We start from the raw sequence: 20861 nt of genomic DNA, 5'->3' as shown, positions 1-20861 counted from the left end.
AGGATGGGATTTTATGATGAAAGAATATGATCAAAATAAATCGTTAGATGCGCTGCTTGATGATCCTTTTGCTTCGCCTACCCCGCAGTTACAATCGGATGCTCGCGCTGCAAAAAGAAGCACATACGATGATTTGACACCGGAATATCAGGAAAAAGCACAGAAAATCGCAAATCAAATTGATTATAAAAATCAGCAGGCTATCTTACAGTACGGGGTAGCAGCTCAGTCAGAACTATCTCAGTTTTCTCAATCTGTACTACAGCATGTTCAAACGAAAGATACAGGACCAGTAGGAGACGTTATAGGAGATTTGATGAGTAAGATTCGCCAAGTAAATCCCGATGACTTTTCTTCAAAGAAAAAAGGAGTCATCGGTCGATTGTTTTCAGGAGTCTCTAGGCCTATTCAAAATTTATTAACAAAATATCAAAGCATTAATGTGGAAATTGATAAAATTGCAGATAAGTTAGAGCGCTCAAAACAAATGCTGTATCGAGACATTACAATGTTAGATAGCTTATATGATAAAAATAAACAGTTTTATGAGGCGCTTAACGTTTACATTGCAGCGGCAGAATACAAGTTAGTGGGGCTGCAGAATGAAACGCTGCCCCAGCTGCAGCAAACAGCCTCTCAAAAAAATGACTACTTAATGGCTCAGGAGGTCAATGATTTAAATCAATTTATCAATAGGCTAGAAAAACGAGTGCACGATTTAAAGCTGAGCCGTCAAATTGCCATTCAAAGTGCACCGCAGATTCGATTAATTCAAGAAGTCAATCAGACCCTTGTGGAAAAAATTCAAAGCTCTATTTTAACAGCTATTCCACTTTGGAAAAATCAAGTAGTCATCGCAACCACTTTATTGCGCCAAAAGAAAGCAATGGAAGCCCAAAAACAAGTATCTAAGACAACAAACGACTTGCTTACTAAAAATTCAGAGCTGCTCAAGCAGAATACAATTGAAGTAGCTCGTGAAAACGAGGCGGGGATTGTCGATATCGAAACATTGAAAAAAACGCAGTCCGACTTGATTACTACGTTAGAAGAAGTATTAAAGATACAAGAAGAAGGGCGTACGAAGCGTACCGAGGCAGAATCAGAGCTGTATCAAATGGAAAACGATTTAAAAACTAAACTGTTAGATATGAAATAAAGAAAAAGTCGGTTTACACACTTTGTAAACCGACTTTTTTTCTGTTTTATGCATTTTGAAGTGTTTTCGCCATTTCCAAAAACGGAGTTAAATCCCTTTCGGATTTAGGAGCAAAGATCGTTAATCGGAAAGTAGGGTGTTGATTTTGCTTTCGAACAAGAAAGCCGTATGCATTACTTTTATCATCGGACGCTTTGTACGCAGCTTCTATCTCTAAGCTAGATTGAATGAGGTGCGTGTCAAGGGAAGCCACTTCCGAAAAGCCAGCTCTTAAAATTTCTTTTGTTTCTTTCTTCAGCTCCTCTACACTTTTATTTGAGGGAAACACTTCAATCCGCATCCACAAAGCATCATTTTTTTTATTGTAAATGACATCTTTTCGGGGCTCTTCTTCTGTAAACTCGTATCCTTCTAGTACGTAAAGCGTATAGTTTTGATTACTGCTTCTTTTAAGATAACCTACATCTGTTCTGCTGCTTCCTTTGTAAGGATAGGTGAAGTTTAGCTGTGGCAAGCGTTCTCTTGGAATTTCTTTTTGTGTGTTGATAAGCTCTTCGCGAAAAGCAGTTGAACAGCCACTCATCAAACATATAAAACAAACAAGAAATATCTTTTTTTTCATAGCTGGCTTCCTTATCTATTTTCATTCATGCGTTTTTACTGAGTTAACAATTGAAATTAACTTTTTTTCATCATCGGAATTTTTAGCCGTAACCATCGTGATTTTTAAAGCAGGGTGCCCCTTTGTTTCTCTTAATACATATAGTTTTGCCGTTTCTTTTTTACTCCCAGACATAGATGCAAACACAACGGGTTGAATAAATGGGGATGTAGAAGAAATTTTTAACGATTTTCCAAACTGGTCATCAAACAATTCTTTTGAACGATCTAGATATGGTGTGCTTGTACTTTCTTTCCCGGAAAGGACTTCAATTCGCATCCACGTATAGGGAGTCTTGGTTGAAAAAAGAATATCTTTTCCATCTTCTTCTTTTTGAAGCGTATATTCACCGGGCAATGAAAGAGAATATCCTTGTTCGCTTACGGTGAGCTGCTGATGTTTCTCGTTGCTTTCACTGATTGCTTTAACAGAAGGCAGTATAACCATGGTTCCGCTTATCATTAACAGAAGCGCTAAATAAAATTTTCGCATGTATATATCTCCTATTCAAAACGCTAGACAGCGTGTAATTACTATATAAAAATGTTTTCGCCATGTGAGAACCCGTAGGTTTATTTTTGACTTTTTGGTAAAGCTAAAAACACAATCAATTAGTAATGGAGAGAAGACTATGAAAAACCGTAAATCAACTTCTGCAGCTAATCGCCGTCAACGGCGCGTGTGTTTGGGTGATGAACGATTATTTGCAGTTGGTATTAAAGCGTTTATTGACAATACGCATGAATCACACCTAGACAAAAAAGGAGGTCATTGAGTGAAATGGTGCTTGTCAATTATTATTATTGTTTCCATTAATTTCTACGGTATTCAGGTGGATGCTGCAAAGAAGAGCAGATTTTATTATGAAAGAAAAGGAGATATCGTGTGGGAAGTTCCCATGAAAGATGAGAAGTTAATTGCGCTTACATTTGATGATGGACCAGATCCTAAATATACGCCGACTATTTTAAATTTATTGCAAAAATACGGTGCCAAAGCAACTTTTTTTGTAGTCGGCGATCGAATAACGTCATTTCCCAAGCTTGCTCAAAGAGAAGTTCGTGAAGGTCATGAACTTGCTAATCATACATATAGCCATTTGAAAGTAAGGGGCCAGGAAGTAGAGAGAATTGAACAAGAAATTGAAAAAGCGGATGAACGTATACAAGCTATTACAGGAATAAAACCTTACCTGTTTCGTCCACCTACTGGTTATTATGACGATCGGGTAGTAAAAGCTGCTAAAAATCAGCAGTATACGATTATTCTTTGGTCTTGGCATCAAGATACATTTGATTGGAGAAATCCAGGCGTCGGTAAAATTGTAAGTCAAGTGCTTAACCATGCCAGATCAGGAGATATTGTATTGTTTCATGATATGGGAGGAGATCGAACCCAAACCATTGAAGCATTAAAACAAATTTTACCGAAGTTAAAGGAAGAGGGGTATAAATTTGTAACGGTCTCAGAACTTTTAAAACATCATCCCAATTATAAATCTCTTTATTTGATGCAACAGCAAAAACAGCACTCCGTTCAATAAGCGGGTGCTGTTTTTCTAGTAAAAGCTTTAGCTAATCTTTTAACTGGTTTTTCCTTCTCTTTCGTCCCCATCAGACGTATTTTTTTGGAAAAATGCTTTTACTTTATCTCGTTTTTTCTTCGAAATAAGAATATATAATGTATCACCTGCAAAAATTTGTGTATTTCCTCTAGGTGTAAGTAATTTATCATCTCGAATAACAGCAGTCACTAAAATGTCTTCAGGGAGGTGAAGTTCTTCAAGCGATTTACCTGATATATCTGCATGTTCCACGAGCTTCAACTCAATCATTTCATTTTTGGTTTTGCCCATCGAAACAAGCTCGAGACTGTGAGGAACCGTCTCTTTTTCACCTTGAGAAAGGTTTAGAAATTTGGCTAAAGGAGCGATTGTTGCTCCTTGAAGAAGAGCGGAAGTTAAGACCACAAAGAAAACGACGTTAAAAATGAGCGTGCTGTTCTCCAAACCTGCCATCATAGGATAAGTAGCCAATACAATTGGAACAGCTCCTTTTAAACCGGCCCAAGAAATAAACAGTTTTTCTTTGGATGAGTATTTAGCAAACATCATCGAAAGAAATACGCCGAGTGGACGAGCGACAAACATAAGTAAAAGAGATAACAGTATACCCTGCCAAATGATATCTAGCAGTTGATTAGGAAAGACAAGAAGGCCGAGTAAAATAAACATTAAAATTTGCATCATCCATGCAAAACCTTCGTTAAAGCGGACAATTGTGTGACGATAAGTTAGATCTGCATTTCCTACTACCACTGCCATTACGTATACAGCAAGTAGACCGCTTGCCTCTACAAATGTGGAAATTCCATAGGTTAAGGCGGCCAATGACAATGTGAGCACAGGGTAAAGCCCAGAAGAATCTAAATTAATTCGATTAATAATCCAAACGGATGCTTTTCCAAGTACTAAACCAAGTACCAGCCCGATTCCCATTTGCCAAAAGAAATTAAAGATTAATGAGAGGATAGGAGAGTCTGGATGCTGAATTAATTCAATAATAGAAACGGTTAAGAAAATGGCCATCGGATCGTTGGAACCAGATTCTGCTTCTAGCGTGGAGTTTAGTTTTTGGCGGATGTTCTGTGTCCCTAGTACAGAGAACACGGCTGCAGCATCTGTAGAGCCAACGATTGCCCCAAATAAAAAGCCTTCAAGCCAAGTAACGCCCAAAATATATTTGGCAAGTACACCCGTTAAAACTGTCGTAATGAGGACTCCGAAAGTAGCTAATGAAACGGAAGGGCGAACAACGCGTTTAACATCTTTCCATTTGGTCTGCACGCCTCCATCAAAAAGAATAATGATAAGCGCTAATATTCCGAATCCTTGTGTTAAAAGAGCATTGTCAAAGTAGATGTAGTGGCTAACAACCATTCCTACAATAATAAAGAGTACAAGCGAAGGGACCCCAAGGCGAGTAGAGAACTTTGCAGTAAGTACCCCTATGACAAGGAGAATGGATAATAAGAGAATTGAATGGTCTACCGTAAAATCCAAAAAATACACCTCTTTTGTTTAAAATTTTTATGTAAGCAATAAGTGAGGTTCCTCTATAATAATTGTAGCATAATGGATTTAAAACCTTGAGAAATCTGCTTATCAAAAAAAGAGATGCATAAACATCTCTTTTTTGGTCATGTATGAATAACAGGGATAGATTCTTATTTAACATCTTGCTCGTGATAAAGATGAGGAGCTTTAAATGTTGCTTTCTTTTTAACGGAAGAACCTTGTTGGTCTGGACGGGAACGATCGTAAATAGCTGTTCCAACAATCTCAGCCACATCTTGAAGTTTTTCTTTGCTTATTTTATCAAGGGTATCTTCAGGCGTATGATACCAAGGTTCAGACGGACTGTGAATAAATAGAGCAGCCGGTATTCCTGCCTCTGCAAAAGGAACGTGATCACTGCGGCCGCCAGCTTGGAATGGCGTAGGTGATCCATTTAATCTTGTACTTGAAGCTTGAGCTAATTCTGTGACAAGATTTGGTGTTCCATCAGCTGTATTCATCACCAAATCTCCCGCATCTCGACTTCCTACCATGTCTAAATTAAACATTCCAACAATACGATTTTTCTCATTTTCAGATAGCTCACTAACATAATGCTCGGATCCTAGTAAGCCTACTTCTTCAGCTCCGAATGTAACAAATCGCAGTTCTGTATCGGTAGGAAGAGTTTTAAATACGCGAGCTAATTCAAGCACCATTGCTGTTCCAGAAGCATCGTCATTTGCCCCAGGTGCTCCGGCCACAGAATCATGATGAGCACCTACTACAATAATATCATTTGTTCCTTTTTTCTTAAAAGTAGAAGGTTTAGCAGCGGTTACATTATAAGATGTTCGCTCACTTACGACAGCTCCTTCAATTTTTACTGTACCTGAAGGCTTTTCGCCTTTTTGAATAGAAGTAAGAATCTTTTCACCTTCTTCTTTGGTAACAGCAAGAGACGGAATGTAGTTATCATTAGCGCCGCCAAGCGTTCCGTTTAGCTCACCGTCTGTATTATTAAAAATAATGACGGCTGCAGCCCCTTTTTCAGCAGCATTTAATACTTTTTCACCAAAAGTAATACTGCCTCGCTGAACTAATACAATTTTACCTGTCACATCTTTGTTTGCTAAATTATCTTTTGTACCCAGCCCTCCATCGACAATTTCAGCTGTGACATTTCCATTGGTGCTATAAGTAAAAGTTGTTGGAGAGTAGCCGGTACCGTTTACGCTTAGTGAAAAACTAGCTGCTGGTGTGTAACCGGTAAAGGTAAAAGGTTCCACTTCGCTCTCATAGCCTAGTTTAGACAAACGCTTTTGAACAAATGTAGCAGCTTCGCGTTCAGCTTCAGTTCCTGCCACACGAGGTTTTTTTGAGAGATACGAAATGTCTTGATAAATTTTCTCAGCATTGATTTTTTTTAATACTTTTTGTTCAGAACTTTGATGGTGAGAAGCATTTGCAGAAGTAGAAGCTTGTACACTTGTAAAAGATAAAGTCAAACTTGTGGCTACAGCCAAAGAAATCACGGTTTTTTTCATTAAAATCCCCCTAAATTTATCGATGTAGTTGGTACTATTCGAATTTACAATATTAAGAAAATACAAAAAAGAGTATTATTACCTAAATGTTCCAGGATATTCCGTATCTAAATTCCTATTTTAATAGAGAAAATAATTCAAATAAAATGAAAATGCGGAAACAAATAAAGAGGATAAAAGAAACTGTGTCAAAAGTAATAAGAAAAGGTATTAGATAAGAATAAAAAAATAAGGTAAACTAGTTTAAAAGTAAGAAGAATATTCAGAACTTAATTGATGAAACATAGAGAGTATTCACATAAAAAACAAAGGCTGGTGGGAAATATTGATAAAAAATAGGGAGGGTGTACGAAAAGCAGCGGCGGTAACGGGTCTTCTGCTTTTAGGGGTGTACACCGTCTTTCAAACAATGGCATTTTTTAAAGGAGCATATGCTCTTAGCAGTTTGATAAAAGATAGTTTACTAGTGGGCATAACGGCTGGCACGTTTTATTTACTTCATAAGCGTTCGGTTTATACCCAGGTGTCTGATGAACAGTATCAGCTTGCTACATTAATAAACTCAATGCCAGATTTTATTTGTTTTAAAGATGGAGCTGGCAAATGGGTGGCGGTGAACGATTTTGGAAGAGAACTTTATCATTTAAAGGGTATTGATTACAGGGGTAAAACCGATGCAGAGCTTGGGGAGCTTGTGCCTTTCTTTCAAGCGGCTTTCTTACACTGTATTTCATCGGATGAAGAAGCTTGGAGAAAAAAGGAAAAGGTACGCATGGAAGAAGCATTTGAAATACCAAACGGCGAGGTCAAAACATTTGACGTCATTAAAGTACCTGTGTTTTTTGATGATGGCTCAAGAAAAGCTCTTATTACGATTGGACGAGATATCACTCAGCAAAAGCTTGCAGAAGCACTTCTGATAAAAAAGGAAAAGCTTTCTGTAGTAGGCGAATTAGCTGCTGGAATTGCCCATGAAATTAGAAATCCGCTTACGAGTATTAAAGGGTTTGTTCAGCTCATGAAAGAAACAGACCGATCCGCGGTAGGGTATGCTAATATCATGCTTGATGAGCTGGAACGAATTAATGGTATTGTTAGTGAAATGCTCCTGTTGTCAAAACCTGAAAGTGAACATTTTCGCGTGTTTTCTCTTACAGAAGCGGTTAAGTATGTAATGAGTCTAACTTCCCATGAAGCTTTATTGAAAAATATTGACTTCTTATACGATGAACAAACAAATAACGCTAGTGTATATGGAAATAAAAATCACCTTATCCAAGTATTACTTAATGTTTTTAAAAACGGAATTGAAGCCATGGATAAGCCTGGAAATATTTATATCACAATCAAAACAGCGCAGGATGACCATATTTTTATAGAAGTTAGAGATGAAGGAGTAGGAATTTCTAAAGACCGTCTAGAACATATAGGAGAACCGTTTTTTACTTTAAAAGAAAAAGGAATGGGGCTTGGATTAACAATCAGCTCTAAAATTATTCATGATCATCACGGTACCCTGCAGATTGAGAGTGAACAGAAAAAAGGGACGATTGTTAAAATCCGACTGCCTCTGTATGTCGAAGATACGGCGGTTTTTGCAAGCAAATGAAATGTTGTAAACGAAAAGTAATGAAAACGTCATCCATTTCTTATTGCTAAACGCAGCTGTACATGATGTAATAAAAGAAACGAACATGTCAGGAAGGTAGCAAAATGAGACGTGCAGATCAAAAAATTATATTACCGTATACACCGGAAAATTTAAGAATGCTATTGCTTCAAGTATGTGACGGAGAAAATCCGTTTTCCCATCAAGACCTTGCGTATTGGTGTGATAAATATACTCTCCATTATTATGAGTATGAAGCGGATGAAACGCAGTGGATGAATGATATGCAGCAGACAGATAATAGACAAGATCTAGCTAAATCCTATGCCATTGCTAAAGATATTGGCTGGCAGTGGTACTTTTATATGGCTAGAGGAACGACGCTATCTGATATTCAATATGTCGAGCTTTACGAACTAGAATTACCCAGACATTTGTTTGTAAAATGGCTAAATGAATTATATGAAATGTAATCCTATATATGAATTGTAGTACATCCGGTCTGATGAAAGAAAGGCCATCTCTGGCAACGGAGCAAAAGACCACTGAAGTACATACAAGCGTAAAATAGAAAGCTAAGGAAAATCCTTAGCTTTTTTGTTTTGTCAAAATTATTCAAAAAAACTGTCTTTAGGAAAAAACATAAAACCTAGTTGACTTATTGGTATTGTTGTATTATAAGTAATAGAGACATAAATTATGGAAAAATTACAGGGGGAACATCTATGAATAACTTATTAGTCATTCTAAACATCCTTATTATGCTGGCACTGCTTGCGGGGCTGTTTATGATGCAAAAAAAACATGTATCATTTTCAAAGCGTGTGTTCACGGCGCTTGGCCTAGGGATTATTTTTGGCTTTGCTCTTCAGTGGGTGTATGGTCCGACTCATGAAGTAACGATAGCGACCGCCGATTGGTTTAGCATTGTAGGAAGCGGATATGTGAAGTTTCTTCAAATGATTGTCATGCCGCTTGTATTTGTATCGATTGTAGCGGCATTCACTCGTTTGAAATTGACGAGCAATATTGGAAAGATTAGTAGTTTAATTATTGGGATTTTGCTTGTCACAACAGCGATAGCAGCTGCAATTGGTATTTTTACAACAACGAGCTTTAATTTAGAATCTGTCCAAATCACAAAAGGGGAAGCGGAACTTCAGCGCGGAGAGGACTTGGAAAACAATTTATCTAGTTTAGAAGCAAAAACAATTCCGCAGCAAGTAGTAGAATTATTACCTGCTAATCCGTTTCTTGATTTAACAGGCGCACGATCAACTTCCACGATTGGCGTTGTCATCTTTGCCGCATTTGTTGGAATTGCGTATTTAGGCGTGAAGCGTAAAAAAGCTGAGGAAGCGGCGTTATTTTCAAAAATTATTGATACGCTTTATGCAATTGTCATGCGTGTAGTGACGCTAATTCTTCGTTTAACTCCTTATGGGGTACTTGCAATTATGACCAAAACAGTAGCAACGAGTGATATTGATGCAATTGTTAAACTTGGAAAATTTGTTGTAGCATCATATGTCGCATTGGCAGCTATGTTTATCGTTCACTTAGTTATTCTAACAATCATCGGTGTAAATCCGATCACATATGTTAAGAAAGTATTTCCTGTATTGGCGTTTGCCTTTACTTCTCGTACGAGTGCTGGAGCATTGCCTTTGAATGTTAACACACAAACAAGACAGTTAGGGGTTCCAGAAGGAATTGCGAATTTTGCAGGTTCATTTGGTCTTACAATCGGTCAAAACGGATGCGCTGGAATATATCCAGCTATGTTAGCCGTTATGATTGCACCAACGGTAGGTATTGATCCTTTAACGCCTTCATTTATTTTCACGTTGATTGCCATTGTAGCAATTAGTTCGTTTGGCGTAGCAGGGGTTGGCGGAGGAGCGACATTTGCGGCTTTACTTGTATTATCTTCTATGAATTTGCCCGTAGCGCTAGCAGGCTTATTAATTTCAGTAGAGCCATTGATTGATATGGGGCGTACGGCGCTTAATGTAAGTGGAAGCATGACAGCCGGAGTCGTCACTAGTAAATTAACAAAAGAGCTAGATACAAACGTATACAACGATCAAACCATCTCACCTGAAACAGCAGAAGTGTAAAAGAGATACGTCATCCGTAGTTAACATTGTTAACTATGGATTTTTTTTCTTTATCCACATAAAATAGGAAAAAATACTTATGATAACGCTTTCAAAAAAGGTTATAGTGAAAAATGTGTACGTACTTTATTTTATGGGAGGGTTTTCATTGAAACGTAGTTGGACTAAATATGCAATGGTACTGACGGCTTTACTCTTACTAGTAAGCTCTTTTTTTAGCCCATTTATGCAATCGTTTGCATCTGCAGCGGATACCACAAAACTCACGATTCACTATCAGCCTGCTTCAAACGATACAAAAGAATGGGGATTATGGGTTTTTCCTGAAGGAGGAGAAGGGAAGCCTTACGCATTTACAGGGGAAGATCAATTTGGAAAAGTAGCGGAAGTTGAACTACCCGGTACTTATGACAAAGTAGGTTTTATTGTACGAACAGAATCGTGGGAAAAAGATGGAGGAGACCGCTTCGTTTCAGTGGAGAACGGTGAAGGAGAAGTATGGGTAAAAAGTGGAGATGAACATACATATACGTCTCCTCCTGACGGTGAATACCGAGATTTACCGGAATTTGATAAAGTAAACGTTACCTTAAACTATCATCGGTACGATGGAGATTACAGCGGGTGGAACATTTGGACATGGCCAGGTGATGAAAAAGAAGGCAAGCAAATCGAATTTACGGAAGACACGAATTTTGGGAAGAAAGCAACTTACACAATTAACAGTGGAAGTGGTAATTTATTTGACAAAATTGGTTTTATTGTACGCCATTCTACTAGTGACAGCGATTGGGAAAATAAAGACGGAGGAAACCGCTTTATTACCAAGGTTGGTAAAGATGGGAATGTAGAAGTATGGATTGTTCAAGGGCAAAATCGAATTTATTACGATAGAGCTGGAGTAGATCTCACTCGGAAAATCATGAAGGCGACGATGGATACATTTAATCAAATCACCTTAGAAACAAACGTGCCGTTTGACTCTTCTAAGAGTTTAGGAGACATTGAAATTGACGGAGCTCAAATTGAGAAAGTGACACCTTATAAAGAGGGAGGAGACGCTGTTACTACTAAAATTAAAATCATAACAAAACGGCCTTTGGACGTTACACAAACGTATAGAGTTAAGCAAAAAGGATACGGATCAGCTGATGTAGTCAATGGAAATGTCGTGCGTACGAAAGAATTTGACGAAAAGTATGCATATAGCGGAAACGATTTAGGAAACACATATTCTAAGAAACAAACAAATTTTCGCGTATGGGCTCCAACTGCAAGCGAAGCCAAGCTAGTGACTTATTCGTCATGGAACTCGAAAGCTTTAAAAGAAATTTCTATGACTAAAAGTGAAAAAGGAACGTGGAAAGCGGAGTTAAAAGGAAATCAAGATGAACTAATTTATACGTACAAAGTAAAAATTGGGAACGTCTGGAATGAAGCGGTTGATCCATATGTACGAGCAACAACGGTCAATGGAGATCGCGGAGTCGTCGTAGATTTGGCTAAAACAAATCCGAAAAAGTGGAGTACAAATAAGCCGAAATTTAAAAATCCAGAAGATGCCATTATCTATGAACTGCACGTACGAGATTTATCGTCTCAAAAAGAGAGCGGTATCAAAAACAAAGGAAAATATTTAGGCGTAGCGGAGTGGAATACGAAAGGACCAAATGGAGTAAAAACAGGACTCAGTCATATTAAAGATTTAGGTGTAACGCACGTCCAGTTCCTGCCTATTTACGATTATCGTACGGTGGATGAAACGAAATTAAACGAGCCGCAGTTTAACTGGGGATATGATCCGAAAAATTATAACGTCCCAGAAGGCTCCTATTCAACAAACCCATATAATCCTAAGACTAGAATTATTGAGCTTAAACAAATGATTCAAACGCTTCATGACAAGCAGCTTCGCATGGTAATGGACGTTGTTTATAATCACGTGTATGCAGTGAGTGAGCATAGCTTTGATAAACTAGTTCCAGGCTACTACTTCCGTTATAAAGAAGATGGAACTCTATCCAACGGAACAGGTGTTGGAAACGACACGGCGTCTGAACGGAAAATGGTTCGGAAGTTTATCGTAGATTCTGTTGCGTATTGGGCAAAAGAGTACCACATTGACGGGTTTCGGTTTGATTTAATGGGGATTCACGATACAAAGACAATGAATGAAGTGAGAAAGAAATTAGATGAACTTGATCCTTCCATTATCGTCTTAGGAGAGGGCTGGGATCTAGGAACCGAGCTTGACGCTAAGCTCAAAGCTAACCAGAAAAACGCTCAGGATATGAAGCGCATCGCTCACTTTAATGACGGTATGCGGGATGGTCTTAAAGGCAGCGTATTTTTTGATCGTGAAAACGGATTTGTGAATGGAAAACAGGGTCAAGAAAAGCTCATACAGCAAAGTATAGCAGCTGGAATAGATTATGATCATTCAACTGCCACGTATGAAGACCCGGATCAAGTTGTGACGTATGTAGAAGCCCACGATAACCATACGTTATGGGATAAGCTTCAGCTGACGAACCCTGCTGACACCGAGCAAACGAAAAAGCAAATGCATAAGCTTGCTTCTTCTATTATTTTAACATCTCAAGGAATGAACTTTATACATGCAGGTCAAGAGTTTATGAGAACAAAAGGCGGAGACCATAATAGCTATCAGTCACCCGATTCTGTCAATCAGCTAGATTGGAAGCGCCGAGCAGCTTTCAGCCAAGAAGTAAATTACATGAAGGGACTTATTGCGCTTCGAAAGCAATATTCGTCATTTAGAATGACGAGTGCACAGGCTATTCATCAAAATTTACGCTTTGTTGATGCACCAGCAAACGTAGTAGGTTATACGTTAAATGCTAAAGCTAATAAAGATAAAGCAAACGAAATAATGGTGATTCATAATGCAAATAAACAAGCTCAAACGGTTCATTTGCCTTCTAACAGAACGTGGAGATTACTTGTTGACGGCGAGCAGGCAGGAACAAAAACGCTCCGTACGGTGAAAGGAAATACAATAAACGTTTCGCCTCTTTCGACATTTGTACTAGTAAGATAAGTTTTAGATAGCTAGAATGCATGTAGAAAAATTCAGAATATTGTATGCAAAATTGTTGATTTTACTAGATAACGTGGTAAAATATTCATTGTTAGCGTTTTCAAAATTCGTGGGGAGGTATGTATTTGATGCAAAATCTTGGAGCGAAAAAAGTTGAAATGAGTCCGAAAGTAGTGGAGTTTTTAAAAGGAGTTAAACAGCTATACATTAATGGCGAATGGGTAGACTCTGTTTCAGGAAAAACGTTTGAAACAGTAAATCCAGCAACGGGTGAAAAGTTGGCAGATGTAGCTGAAGCAAATCCAGAGGATATTGATCGCGCCGTCAGAGCGGCTAGAGAAGCCTTTGATCATGGACCTTGGACAAAGATGTCAGCAGCTGAAAGAAGTCGACTTATTTATAAATTAGCTGATTTAATGGAAACACATCAATTGGAACTTGCGCAGCTTGAAACGCTTGATAACGGAAAACCAATTCGTGAAACATCAAATGCAGACATTCCATTAGCCATCGAACATTTCCGCTACTTTGCAGGGTGGTCAACTAAAATGGTTGGACAAACTATTCCTGTGCAAGGAGCGTATTTTAACTATACGAGATATGAACCAGTAGGAGTTGTTGGCCAAATTATTCCGTGGAACTTCCCGCTTTTAATGGCCGCTTGGAAGCTCGGAGCCGCTTTAGCAACTGGATGTACAATTGTGCTCAAGCCAGCCGAGCAAACGCCTCTTTCTGCACTTTACTTAGCTCGACTAGCCGATGAAGCAGGATTCCCAAAAGGCGTGCTAAACATTGTGCCAGGCTACGGGAAAACAGCAGGTGAACCGCTCGTTCATCATGATCTTGTCGATAAAATTGCTTTTACAGGATCTACTGCTGTCGGAAAAGCAATTATGAAGCAAGCTAGTGACTCCTTAAAGCGTGTGACGTTAGAGCTTGGAGGTAAATCACCAAACATTATCCTGCCGGATGCAGACTTAACAAAAGCGGTTCCTGGTGCACTTTCAGGTATTATGTTTAATCAAGGACAAGTATGTTGTGCTGGAAGTCGTCTGTATGTTCAAAAAAGCTTATATGATAATGTCGTAGCTGATTTAGTTTCTCAAACGAAATCTATTAAACAAGGAAATGGATTAGCAGATGAGACAACAATGGGGCCGCTTGTATCTGCGCAGCAGCAAAAACGAGTGAAAACCTATATTGATAAAGGAATAGAAGAAGGAGCGGAAGTACTCGCAGGAGGAAACATTCCATTTGATCAAGGCTATTTCGTAGAACCAACTATCTTTGCAGATGTCGATCATTCAATGACGATTGCTCGTGAAGAAATCTTCGGTCCGGTTGTAGCTGCTATGCCGTTTGACGATCTTGATGATTTGATTGCCAAAGCAAATGATACAGCATATGGTCTAGCAGCGGGCGTCTGGACACAGGATTTAAAGAAAGCACACTATATTGCTCATGGTATTAAAGCAGGTACAGTTTGGGTGAACTGTTACAACGTATTTGATGCAGCAAGCCCGTTTGGAGGCTATAAACAGTCGGGAATTGGTCGTGAAATGGGAAGCTATGCGCTTGATAACTACACCGAAGTGAAAAGCGTATGGATCAATATGGAATAATTAGTAAGAATTTTTGTGAAAATCAATAGCATATCTTTGTGTGAAAAAGAGTAGTCTTTAGTGGACTACTCTTTTATTTGTTTAAGTCCCGCATTTTTAGAAAAGGAGTGATAACATTGCCGGTTATACAGGGCCCCTCGTCGTATAAGCTTACCGGTCACCTGCAAAAGTTTAGAGAGAACCCCCTGGGTTTTTTGGAAAACTTGACTCAGTATGGAGAAATTGCAACATTTAGAGTTGCGCACAAACGCTTTTATGTAACGAGAGACCCTCAACTTATTAAAGATGTAGTCATTACAAACAGCAAGGCGTTTCAAAAAATTAAACTAACGCACATGTTTAAAACGCTGCTAGGCGAAGAAATGTTATGGACAGATGAAGCATTATACATGAGCCCCATTCAACCCTCACAACTAAAACAACATCTAACTTATAATAAGGAAGCAATCGCAAAAATAATTGAAAAGCATACGGAAACGTGGGAAGAAGGGCAGCTTCGAACGATAGTAAAAGACATAAGACAGATAGTCGTAGCTGTACTCCTTCAACTTGTATTTGGCATTTCGATTGAGGATAAAGACAAAATTCACTATGTTCAAGCACTTATGAGAAAAAAAGAAAAGTTAGGCAAAATTTATATTCGTCTACCCTTGCACCAGCCTGACTCAGATGAGCAGCTAGAACAACTCCTTTTTGAACGCGTTCAAATGCGTGTTCAAAACAAAACCGAAGGAAATGACTTACTGCAGTGTGTATTAAATTCTCACGGGGAAGACATCCATGAAAGAGAAATATACGAACAGCTAAATTCTATATTCCTTTCGATGTATGAAATGATTACGCACGTATGCAGCTGGTCTATTCATTTACTGTCTCAAAATATTAGGGAGCACCTTCAGCTGCATAAAGAAATTCAAGCCTATGCTAGCGGTGAATCGCTTTCAACCAAAAATTTGACATATATGCGCAAAATAATTGCTGAAAGCATGAGGCTGTATCCGCCTCTTTGGCTATTTGGGCGTCAAGCACGTGAAGATATACAAATAGATGGTTACAGCATTAAAAAAGGGGAGATTATGTTAATTAGCCCTTATATGATGCATCGCCATGAAGATTATTTTTTAGAGCCAAGTGAATTTTTACCTGACCGTTTTGAAAAAGGAGGATCCATTGATGTCCCAAGCTATATGTATATGCCGCTTGGGATTGAGCATCAAGCGGAAAGAGGCATGGACTATATCACTGAAATAGTAACTATTTTTCTGTCAGAAATGACAAAGCGCTTTTTATTTCAACTGACTAAGCCCGAGCCTATTGCTCCGATGGCGGGCGTTATGCTGAATATGAAAGAAGAACTGGATGTGAATGTTCACAAAGTTCACACGCAGTCTTGAATGAACGGGAATCCTTTCCCTCTTTATATCAGGCTGTCAATTTATTGACACATCCTGCATTGAGATTTATCATAGGATAATATTTGATAGAGATTACTGAAGGATTTTTAGAGGGGACTATGGATAAAACAATTAAACAGTTAGTGTCGCTAGTTGAAACATCATTACTAACGCAAGTTAAGATTCAAAGTGAAAGTGACTATGATCCAGTTGAAGTTACGAACAAAACAAAAGAGTGGGTACTTATTGGTAAAGGAAACTATGCCGGTGTGTTTACGCACGAGAATTATCCTGAATTTGTCGTAAAAGTATACGGAAGAGACGTTTATGGTGTAAAAAAAGAAGCGCAAGTGTATAGAAAGCTGGGCGTTCACCCAGCTTATTCTCAACTTTTTCATGAGGGAAAGACGTACTTGATTTTAAAAAGACTTACAGGTGTTACTTTGTATGATGCTGTACAGCGGGGAATAAAGATTCCCGAACAAGTCATAAAAGATGTGAACAAAGCTTTGGACTATGCAAGAAGCCAGGGGTTAAACCCGTATGATGTGCATGGTAAAAATGTCATGATGAAAGATGGAAGAGGGTATGTGGTGGATATTTCTGACTTTTATAAGGAAGGTATTGATAAAAAATGGACAGACCTTGTAAAAGCTTATTACACCTTTTATCCATTTATTGATAAGTACCATATCCGCTTGCCATACCCGTTGTTAAACGTGATCAGAAAAGCATATCGTCTATATCGTAGAATCAAATCAAAAAGGAGTTTCCGCTAAAGGAAACTCCTTTTTAAGATGAAATACAGCGCAATACATGCTGCTGCTCAAAAGTTGGTTTTAATTTGAATAGAAGGGTTTGTAGTATTTCAGATTGATAGACAAATTTTAGCGTATGTTTAAGGGAAAGAGGGTGTAAGAAAGAACGTATTCTTTTTTCAGCATAACGTATCACCTGTTCTTCATAAAATAAAGTACGTGCGGAGATTTTAGCGTGAATATCTTTTGTTAGTTCAATTGTAAACTGGATAATCATTAAATCAGTGTCTTTACAGTATTTTTCTAGTAGCATAATATCACCTCCATTTTGTCAACTTATTTACATAATCTTAATATAAAATTTACAAATGTCAATAAAACACGGAAAAATAAATGGTAAGACTGCTCTTTTTATATGTTGAATAAACAACAACGTGATAGAGGTGAGTAAAGTTGAATATTAACGTCGGGTTTGCAATTTTAGCTGATATTGATAATAAGATGACGGCTGCTATTTATGTGGAAAATCAAATTGTAGCGATTATAGCTGGACCTTCAGATATTCTGTATGAAAAGTTAAAAAAAGTGTTTTTATAATAGAGAAAAGCTGTAATTGTAAATATGATTCATAAAAAGCTTAAAAATTCTATGAAATAGTCGAAATAAAAGATGAGGATAAAATACACAAAAAGAAAGAACAGGAAGTTAAGGATAGGAGAATTACATATGGATAAAACATCTTTTATTGGACTGATTTTAGGAATAGCCTCTCTTATTGTAGGCATGTTTTTCAAAGGGGTTAATCCATCTGTGTTAGGAAATCCGGCTGCTATTTTAATTATTATTGTCGGAACCGTCGGAGCAGTAGTGATTGCATTTCCTTCAAATGAAATCAAAAGAGTCCCAAAACTGTTTGGTGTCCTGTTTAAAGAACAAAAAATGCTGCAGCCCGTTGATTTAGTATCCATGTTTTCTGAATGGGGACAAGTTGTTCGAAAAGAAGGGTTACTATCACTTGAAGCCCAAATTATTGATGTAGATGACCCTTTCTTAAAAAATGGTTTGAATTTAGCTATTGATGGTCAAAGTGCGGATTATATACGAGACGTGTTGTCTGAAGAAATTGATGCGATGGAAGAAAGACATCAAACGGGTGCAAGTATTTTCGCTTTAGCAGGTACATATGCTCCAACTCTCGGTGTACTTGGAGCTGTTATAGGGTTAATTGCTGCGCTTGGGAACATGGAAGATACAGATACGCTAGGACATGCGATCAGCGCGGCGTTTGTTGCTACGCTTCTTGGTATTTTTACTGGGTATGTACTATGGCATCCGTTTGCAAATAAACTAAAGCGTAAATCGAAACATGAAGTAAAGGTAAAGTATATGATGATCGAAGGAGTGCTTTCACTTCTAGAAGGAGAAACACCGAAAGTAATTGAGCAAAAGCTGGCTTCCTATTTGCCAACAGCGGAACGTAAAAAGCTTCTTCAAGAAAGCGAAGTGGGCACAAATGAGTAGACGCAGAAAACGAAAGCATGAAGAGGACCATGTTGACGAAAGCTGGCTGCTTCCTTACTCAGATTTGCTTACACTTTTACTTGCTTTATTCATTGTATTGTTTGCAATGAGCTCAGTGGATGCGCAAAAATTTAAGAACCTTTCCCGCGCATTTAATGAAGCGTTCGTTGGAGGAACGGGCGTGATGGAATTTCAATCTCTGCAGGAATCTGAAGAAGCGGTTCAGCCTTCAAATACTCCTGCAGCTAAAAGTACGGAAAAAACAAATGAAGTAGAGACAGCTCCTAATCAGTCTCCTGCTTCTTCACAATCGTTAACGAGCGAACAAAAGGAGCAAACCATTCGAGAAGCTGATCAAGAAGAGCTTCAGCAAATTCAATCTAAAATTAATGCGTATATTCAAAAGAAAAACTTAACAAATCAATTACAGACTTCGCTAACCGAGGAAGGTCTCTTAATTTCCATTCGAGACAATGTATTGTTTGATTCGGGAAGAGCACAAGTGCGGAGTGAAGATACAAAAATCGCAAATGATATTTCAGAGCTTTTGGTGATTGATCCTCCTCGTAATATTATTATTAGCGGCCACACCGATAACGTACCTATTCGCAACGCTGGTTTTGAATCCAACTGGGAGTTAAGCGTGATGAGAGCAGTTAACTTTATGAAAGTTATCTTAAAAAACGATAAGCTTAATCCAAGCATGTTCAGTGCAAAAGGATTTGGAGAGTTCAAACCGGTGACATCTAACAATACAGCAGAGGGGCAAGCGAAAAATAGAAGGGTTGAAATATTGATTACTCCTCGTACAATTAAACAGCCGTAAAAGCAGTCCTGCTTTTACGGCTGTTTTTCTATGTGTTATAAAGCTAAGAGTCTTCTCTTTTCAAAGTTTCCTCGTACTAACTTGAGGTCCATTCCATCTAAAATCAAATCAATGAGAGCGCCTTTAAAGACATCTGCTGTTTTTTTCTTATCATTGGACTGCAAATATTGCACGCGATACCACTTGCCTTCAACTTGAAAGTACATAAAACGTCCGTGCGTAAAGTCAATCCAAAACTTGGTAGGTTGTCCATTGAGATTTTTATAAACATATCCCCAGCTTCGTCCTTGGTGAGCGTCCTTCATTTTAGGGCGAGCTGTATTAAATACTTCGTAATATACTTTATGCTTAATATCATAGAGCATCATGTGACAGTCCTCCTATTTATAGACGTGCTAGCAGGTAAAGATATATTTGTATACGACAAGTATACTCAGATGAAAGGAATCGTAGACTATTTTTTTGAGACAAGCAGGAGCAAAGGTAAATGAAAAAGACAGTTTAAATTAGCTCAATCATTCCGCTTTTTTTATACTGTAAATAAATGCGTTAAATAAGGAGGAAAAAATGAGACGAGTAGGCATAGTAGGTGCTGGAATGACGGGCCTTACAGCAGCGGCTGAATTGCAAAAAGAGGGAATAGAGGTCTTTCTTCTTGATAAGGGCAAAAGTGTAGGGGGACGAATGGCTACCCGACGAGTAGGGGATGGAAAAGCAGATCACGGAGCTCAATTTTTTACAGTGAGATCCGATGAATTTCAACAAGACGTAAATAAATGGATAGGTGATAGAAAGGTTAAGAAGTGGTTTGGTGACCATCACCCTCGGTATCAAAGTCCGAATGGCATGAATGCGCTAGCTAAATATTTAGCTGAAAATCTACGCGTATATGTAAATCGAAAAGTTCAAGCCATTGATTTTCAAAACGGAAGGTATCAGTTATATACAGAAGAAAATGAGATTTTTGAAGCGACTGATATCATTCTTACACCTCCGTCTCCTCAGGTTATTGAGATGCTTAATAACAGCAGGTTACAGGTGGACCAATCTATTCTTAAAACACTGAAATTCAGTCCTTGCTTGGTTGCTATCGTGGAGCTTTACACAGAGACGCTGTTTGGTGATCGTGGTCAACTCACGAATCCATCTGGCACAATCCAAAGAATCATTAATCATGAGCAAAAAGGAATATCAAAGACTCCCGTTCTTAGCATATATATGAATAAAGACTGGTCAGAAAAACATGTTGATGAACATGAACGTGAGTTGCTGCCGATGATAAAAAATGAAATAAAAGAATGGATAGGTGCAAATCATATTAAAAGCATCCAGATAAAGAAATGGCGCTATGCAGAGGTTGAACAAGTTCTTCATCAGCCCTTTGCTAAAATTATGCCGTCGCTACTGGTGGCAGGAGATGCTTTTTTAAGAAGGGAAGACGAGACGAATCACTCACGGTTAGAGAGCGCATATTTGTCAGGCAAATCGGCAGCCGCTGAATTAATGGAAAAGAACATCTAGAAAAAGG

Annotated in this window: 20 protein-coding genes; 14 read left to right on the top strand and 6 right to left on the bottom strand. The window is 38.3% G+C overall.

Annotated elements, in window-relative coordinates; translation table 11 throughout:
* Positions 1-13: 13 nt before the first annotated feature.
* The gene (locus tag SCI76_RS04320) at positions 14-1159 is read left to right on the top strand and encodes a toxic anion resistance protein (RefSeq protein ID WP_048021279.1); all 1146 of its coding nucleotides are present in this window, start codon (positions 14-16) and stop codon (positions 1157-1159) included.
* Positions 1160-1205: 46 nt separating this feature from the next.
* Here SCI76_RS04320 and SCI76_RS04315 read toward each other — a convergent pair whose 3' ends face one another.
* Together SCI76_RS04315 and SCI76_RS04310 are read right to left on the bottom strand one after the other, a co-directional pair.
* On the bottom strand, positions 1206-1781 hold the full coding sequence (locus tag SCI76_RS04315) for a hypothetical protein (protein ID WP_048021277.1): 576 nt from the start codon (positions 1779-1781) through the stop codon (positions 1206-1208).
* Positions 1782-1802: 21 nt separating this feature from the next.
* Positions 1803-2312, bottom strand: coding sequence for a hypothetical protein (locus SCI76_RS04310; protein WP_033578782.1), 510 nt, complete (start codon positions 2310-2312; stop codon positions 1803-1805).
* 139 nt (positions 2313-2451) lie between these two features.
* On the opposite strand from SCI76_RS04310, the gene SCI76_RS04305 reads away from it, so the two are divergent.
* Both SCI76_RS04305 and SCI76_RS04300 read left to right on the top strand, forming a co-directional pair.
* A complete protein-coding gene (locus SCI76_RS04305) occupies positions 2452-2595 on the top strand; it encodes a hypothetical protein (protein WP_328179527.1) in 144 nt (47 codons plus the stop codon).
* Positions 2596-3363 carry a polysaccharide deacetylase family protein gene (locus tag SCI76_RS04300; RefSeq protein ID WP_048021275.1) on the top strand — a complete coding sequence of 256 codons (768 nt, stop codon included), beginning with the start codon at positions 2596-2598 and terminating at the stop codon, positions 3361-3363.
* A 39-nt stretch (positions 3364-3402) separates the two neighbouring features.
* On the opposite strand, the gene SCI76_RS04295 is transcribed toward SCI76_RS04300, so the two are convergent.
* A complete protein-coding gene (locus SCI76_RS04295; protein WP_033578784.1) occupies positions 3403-4881 on the bottom strand; it encodes a potassium/proton antiporter in 1479 nt (492 codons plus the stop codon).
* A 164-nt stretch (positions 4882-5045) separates the two neighbouring features.
* Complete coding sequence (locus SCI76_RS04290; protein WP_407545068.1) at positions 5046-6422, bottom strand: M28 family peptidase; 1377 nt, start codon at positions 6420-6422, stop codon at positions 5046-5048.
* Between the two features lie 325 nt (positions 6423-6747).
* On the opposite strand from SCI76_RS04290, the gene SCI76_RS04285 reads away from it, so the two are divergent.
* From SCI76_RS04285 to SCI76_RS04255, 7 genes are all read left to right on the top strand, one after another.
* Positions 6748-8031 (top strand): ATP-binding protein, encoded by a 1284-nt coding sequence (locus SCI76_RS04285; protein WP_328174809.1) that lies wholly within the window; start codon positions 6748-6750, stop codon positions 8029-8031.
* Between the two features lie 104 nt (positions 8032-8135).
* Entirely contained in the window at positions 8136-8504 is a 369-nt protein-coding gene (locus SCI76_RS04280; protein WP_243494564.1) for a hypothetical protein, read from the top strand.
* 252 nt (positions 8505-8756) lie between these two features.
* On the top strand, positions 8757-10151 hold the full coding sequence (locus SCI76_RS04275) for an L-cystine transporter (protein WP_034269283.1): 1395 nt from the start codon (positions 8757-8759) through the stop codon (positions 10149-10151).
* A 79-nt stretch (positions 10152-10230) separates the two neighbouring features.
* Complete coding sequence (pulA, locus tag SCI76_RS04270; protein ID WP_328174810.1) at positions 10231-13212, top strand: type I pullulanase; 2982 nt, start codon at positions 10231-10233, stop codon at positions 13210-13212.
* A 128-nt stretch (positions 13213-13340) separates the two neighbouring features.
* Entirely contained in the window at positions 13341-14834 is a 1494-nt protein-coding gene (locus SCI76_RS04265) for an aldehyde dehydrogenase family protein (protein WP_013082880.1), read from the top strand.
* A gap of 107 nt (positions 14835-14941) precedes the next feature.
* Positions 14942-16228, top strand: coding sequence for a cytochrome P450 (locus tag SCI76_RS04260; protein WP_080968672.1), 1287 nt, complete (start codon positions 14942-14944; stop codon positions 16226-16228).
* Between the two features lie 119 nt (positions 16229-16347).
* Positions 16348-17007, top strand: a complete 660-nt coding sequence (locus tag SCI76_RS04255) for a serine/threonine protein kinase (protein WP_028413611.1) — start codon at positions 16348-16350, stop codon at positions 17005-17007.
* 13 nt (positions 17008-17020) lie between these two features.
* Here the strand turns inward: SCI76_RS04255 and SCI76_RS04250 are convergent, their stop codons facing one another.
* On the bottom strand, positions 17021-17299 hold the full coding sequence (locus SCI76_RS04250; protein WP_407545067.1) for a hypothetical protein: 279 nt from the start codon (positions 17297-17299) through the stop codon (positions 17021-17023).
* 140 nt (positions 17300-17439) lie between these two features.
* Between SCI76_RS04250 and SCI76_RS04245 the strand changes: the two genes are divergently transcribed.
* From SCI76_RS04245 to motB, 3 genes are all read left to right on the top strand, one after another.
* Positions 17440-17583 carry a hypothetical protein gene (locus SCI76_RS04245; protein WP_014460421.1) on the top strand — a complete coding sequence of 48 codons (144 nt, stop codon included), beginning with the start codon at positions 17440-17442 and terminating at the stop codon, positions 17581-17583.
* 129 nt (positions 17584-17712) lie between these two features.
* Positions 17713-18507 carry a flagellar motor stator protein MotA gene (gene motA, locus SCI76_RS04240; RefSeq protein WP_033578789.1) on the top strand — a complete coding sequence of 265 codons (795 nt, stop codon included), beginning with the start codon at positions 17713-17715 and terminating at the stop codon, positions 18505-18507.
* The gene (motB, locus tag SCI76_RS04235) at positions 18500-19333 is read left to right on the top strand and encodes a flagellar motor protein MotB (protein WP_025752068.1); all 834 of its coding nucleotides are present in this window, start codon (positions 18500-18502) and stop codon (positions 19331-19333) included. Before motA ends, motB begins: the two co-directional genes overlap by 8 nt.
* A 35-nt stretch (positions 19334-19368) precedes the next feature.
* Here the strand turns inward: motB and SCI76_RS04230 are convergent, their stop codons facing one another.
* A complete protein-coding gene (locus tag SCI76_RS04230) occupies positions 19369-19701 on the bottom strand; it encodes a hypothetical protein (protein WP_033578790.1) in 333 nt (110 codons plus the stop codon).
* 199 nt (positions 19702-19900) lie between these two features.
* On the opposite strand from SCI76_RS04230, the gene SCI76_RS04225 reads away from it, so the two are divergent.
* Positions 19901-20854 (top strand): NAD(P)/FAD-dependent oxidoreductase, encoded by a 954-nt coding sequence (locus SCI76_RS04225; RefSeq protein WP_407545066.1) that lies wholly within the window; start codon positions 19901-19903, stop codon positions 20852-20854.
* Positions 20855-20861 lie beyond the last annotated feature (7 nt).

It is taken from the genome of Priestia sp. HNGD-A6, assembly GCF_045784335.1.
GTDB lineage: Bacteria > Bacillota > Bacilli > Bacillales > Bacillaceae_H > Priestia > Priestia zanthoxyli.
The sequence above is the reverse complement of the archived record's forward strand: the minus strand, read 5'-3'. Positions and strand labels throughout refer to the sequence as shown.

Coding starts and splice junctions, on each gene's coding strand:
- SCI76_RS04320 (WP_048021279.1), top strand. CDS start 14: ATGATGAAAGAATATGATCAAAATAAATCGTTAGATGCGCTGCTTGAT.
- SCI76_RS04315 (WP_048021277.1), bottom strand. CDS start 1,781: ATGAAAAAAAAGATATTTCTTGTTTGTTTTATATGTTTGATGAGTGGC.
- SCI76_RS04310 (WP_033578782.1), bottom strand. CDS start 2,312: ATGCGAAAATTTTATTTAGCGCTTCTGTTAATGATAAGCGGAACCATG.
- SCI76_RS04305 (WP_328179527.1), top strand. CDS start 2,452: ATGAAAAACCGTAAATCAACTTCTGCAGCTAATCGCCGTCAACGGCGC.
- SCI76_RS04290 (WP_407545068.1), bottom strand. CDS start 6,422: ATGAAAAAAACCGTGATTTCTTTGGCTGTAGCCACAAGTTTGACTTTA.
- SCI76_RS04280 (WP_243494564.1), top strand. CDS start 8,136: ATGAGACGTGCAGATCAAAAAATTATATTACCGTATACACCGGAAAAT.
- SCI76_RS04275 (WP_034269283.1), top strand. CDS start 8,757: ATGAATAACTTATTAGTCATTCTAAACATCCTTATTATGCTGGCACTG.
- pulA (WP_328174810.1), top strand. CDS start 10,231: ATGATAACGCTTTCAAAAAAGGTTATAGTGAAAAATGTGTACGTACTT.
- SCI76_RS04265 (WP_013082880.1), top strand. CDS start 13,341: ATGCAAAATCTTGGAGCGAAAAAAGTTGAAATGAGTCCGAAAGTAGTG.
- SCI76_RS04255 (WP_028413611.1), top strand. CDS start 16,348: ATGGATAAAACAATTAAACAGTTAGTGTCGCTAGTTGAAACATCATTA.
- SCI76_RS04250 (WP_407545067.1), bottom strand. CDS start 17,299: ATGCTACTAGAAAAATACTGTAAAGACACTGATTTAATGATTATCCAG.
- motA (WP_033578789.1), top strand. CDS start 17,713: ATGGATAAAACATCTTTTATTGGACTGATTTTAGGAATAGCCTCTCTT.
- motB (WP_025752068.1), top strand. CDS start 18,500: ATGAGTAGACGCAGAAAACGAAAGCATGAAGAGGACCATGTTGACGAA.
- SCI76_RS04230 (WP_033578790.1), bottom strand. CDS start 19,701: ATGATGCTCTATGATATTAAGCATAAAGTATATTACGAAGTATTTAAT.
- SCI76_RS04225 (WP_407545066.1), top strand. CDS start 19,901: ATGAGACGAGTAGGCATAGTAGGTGCTGGAATGACGGGCCTTACAGCA.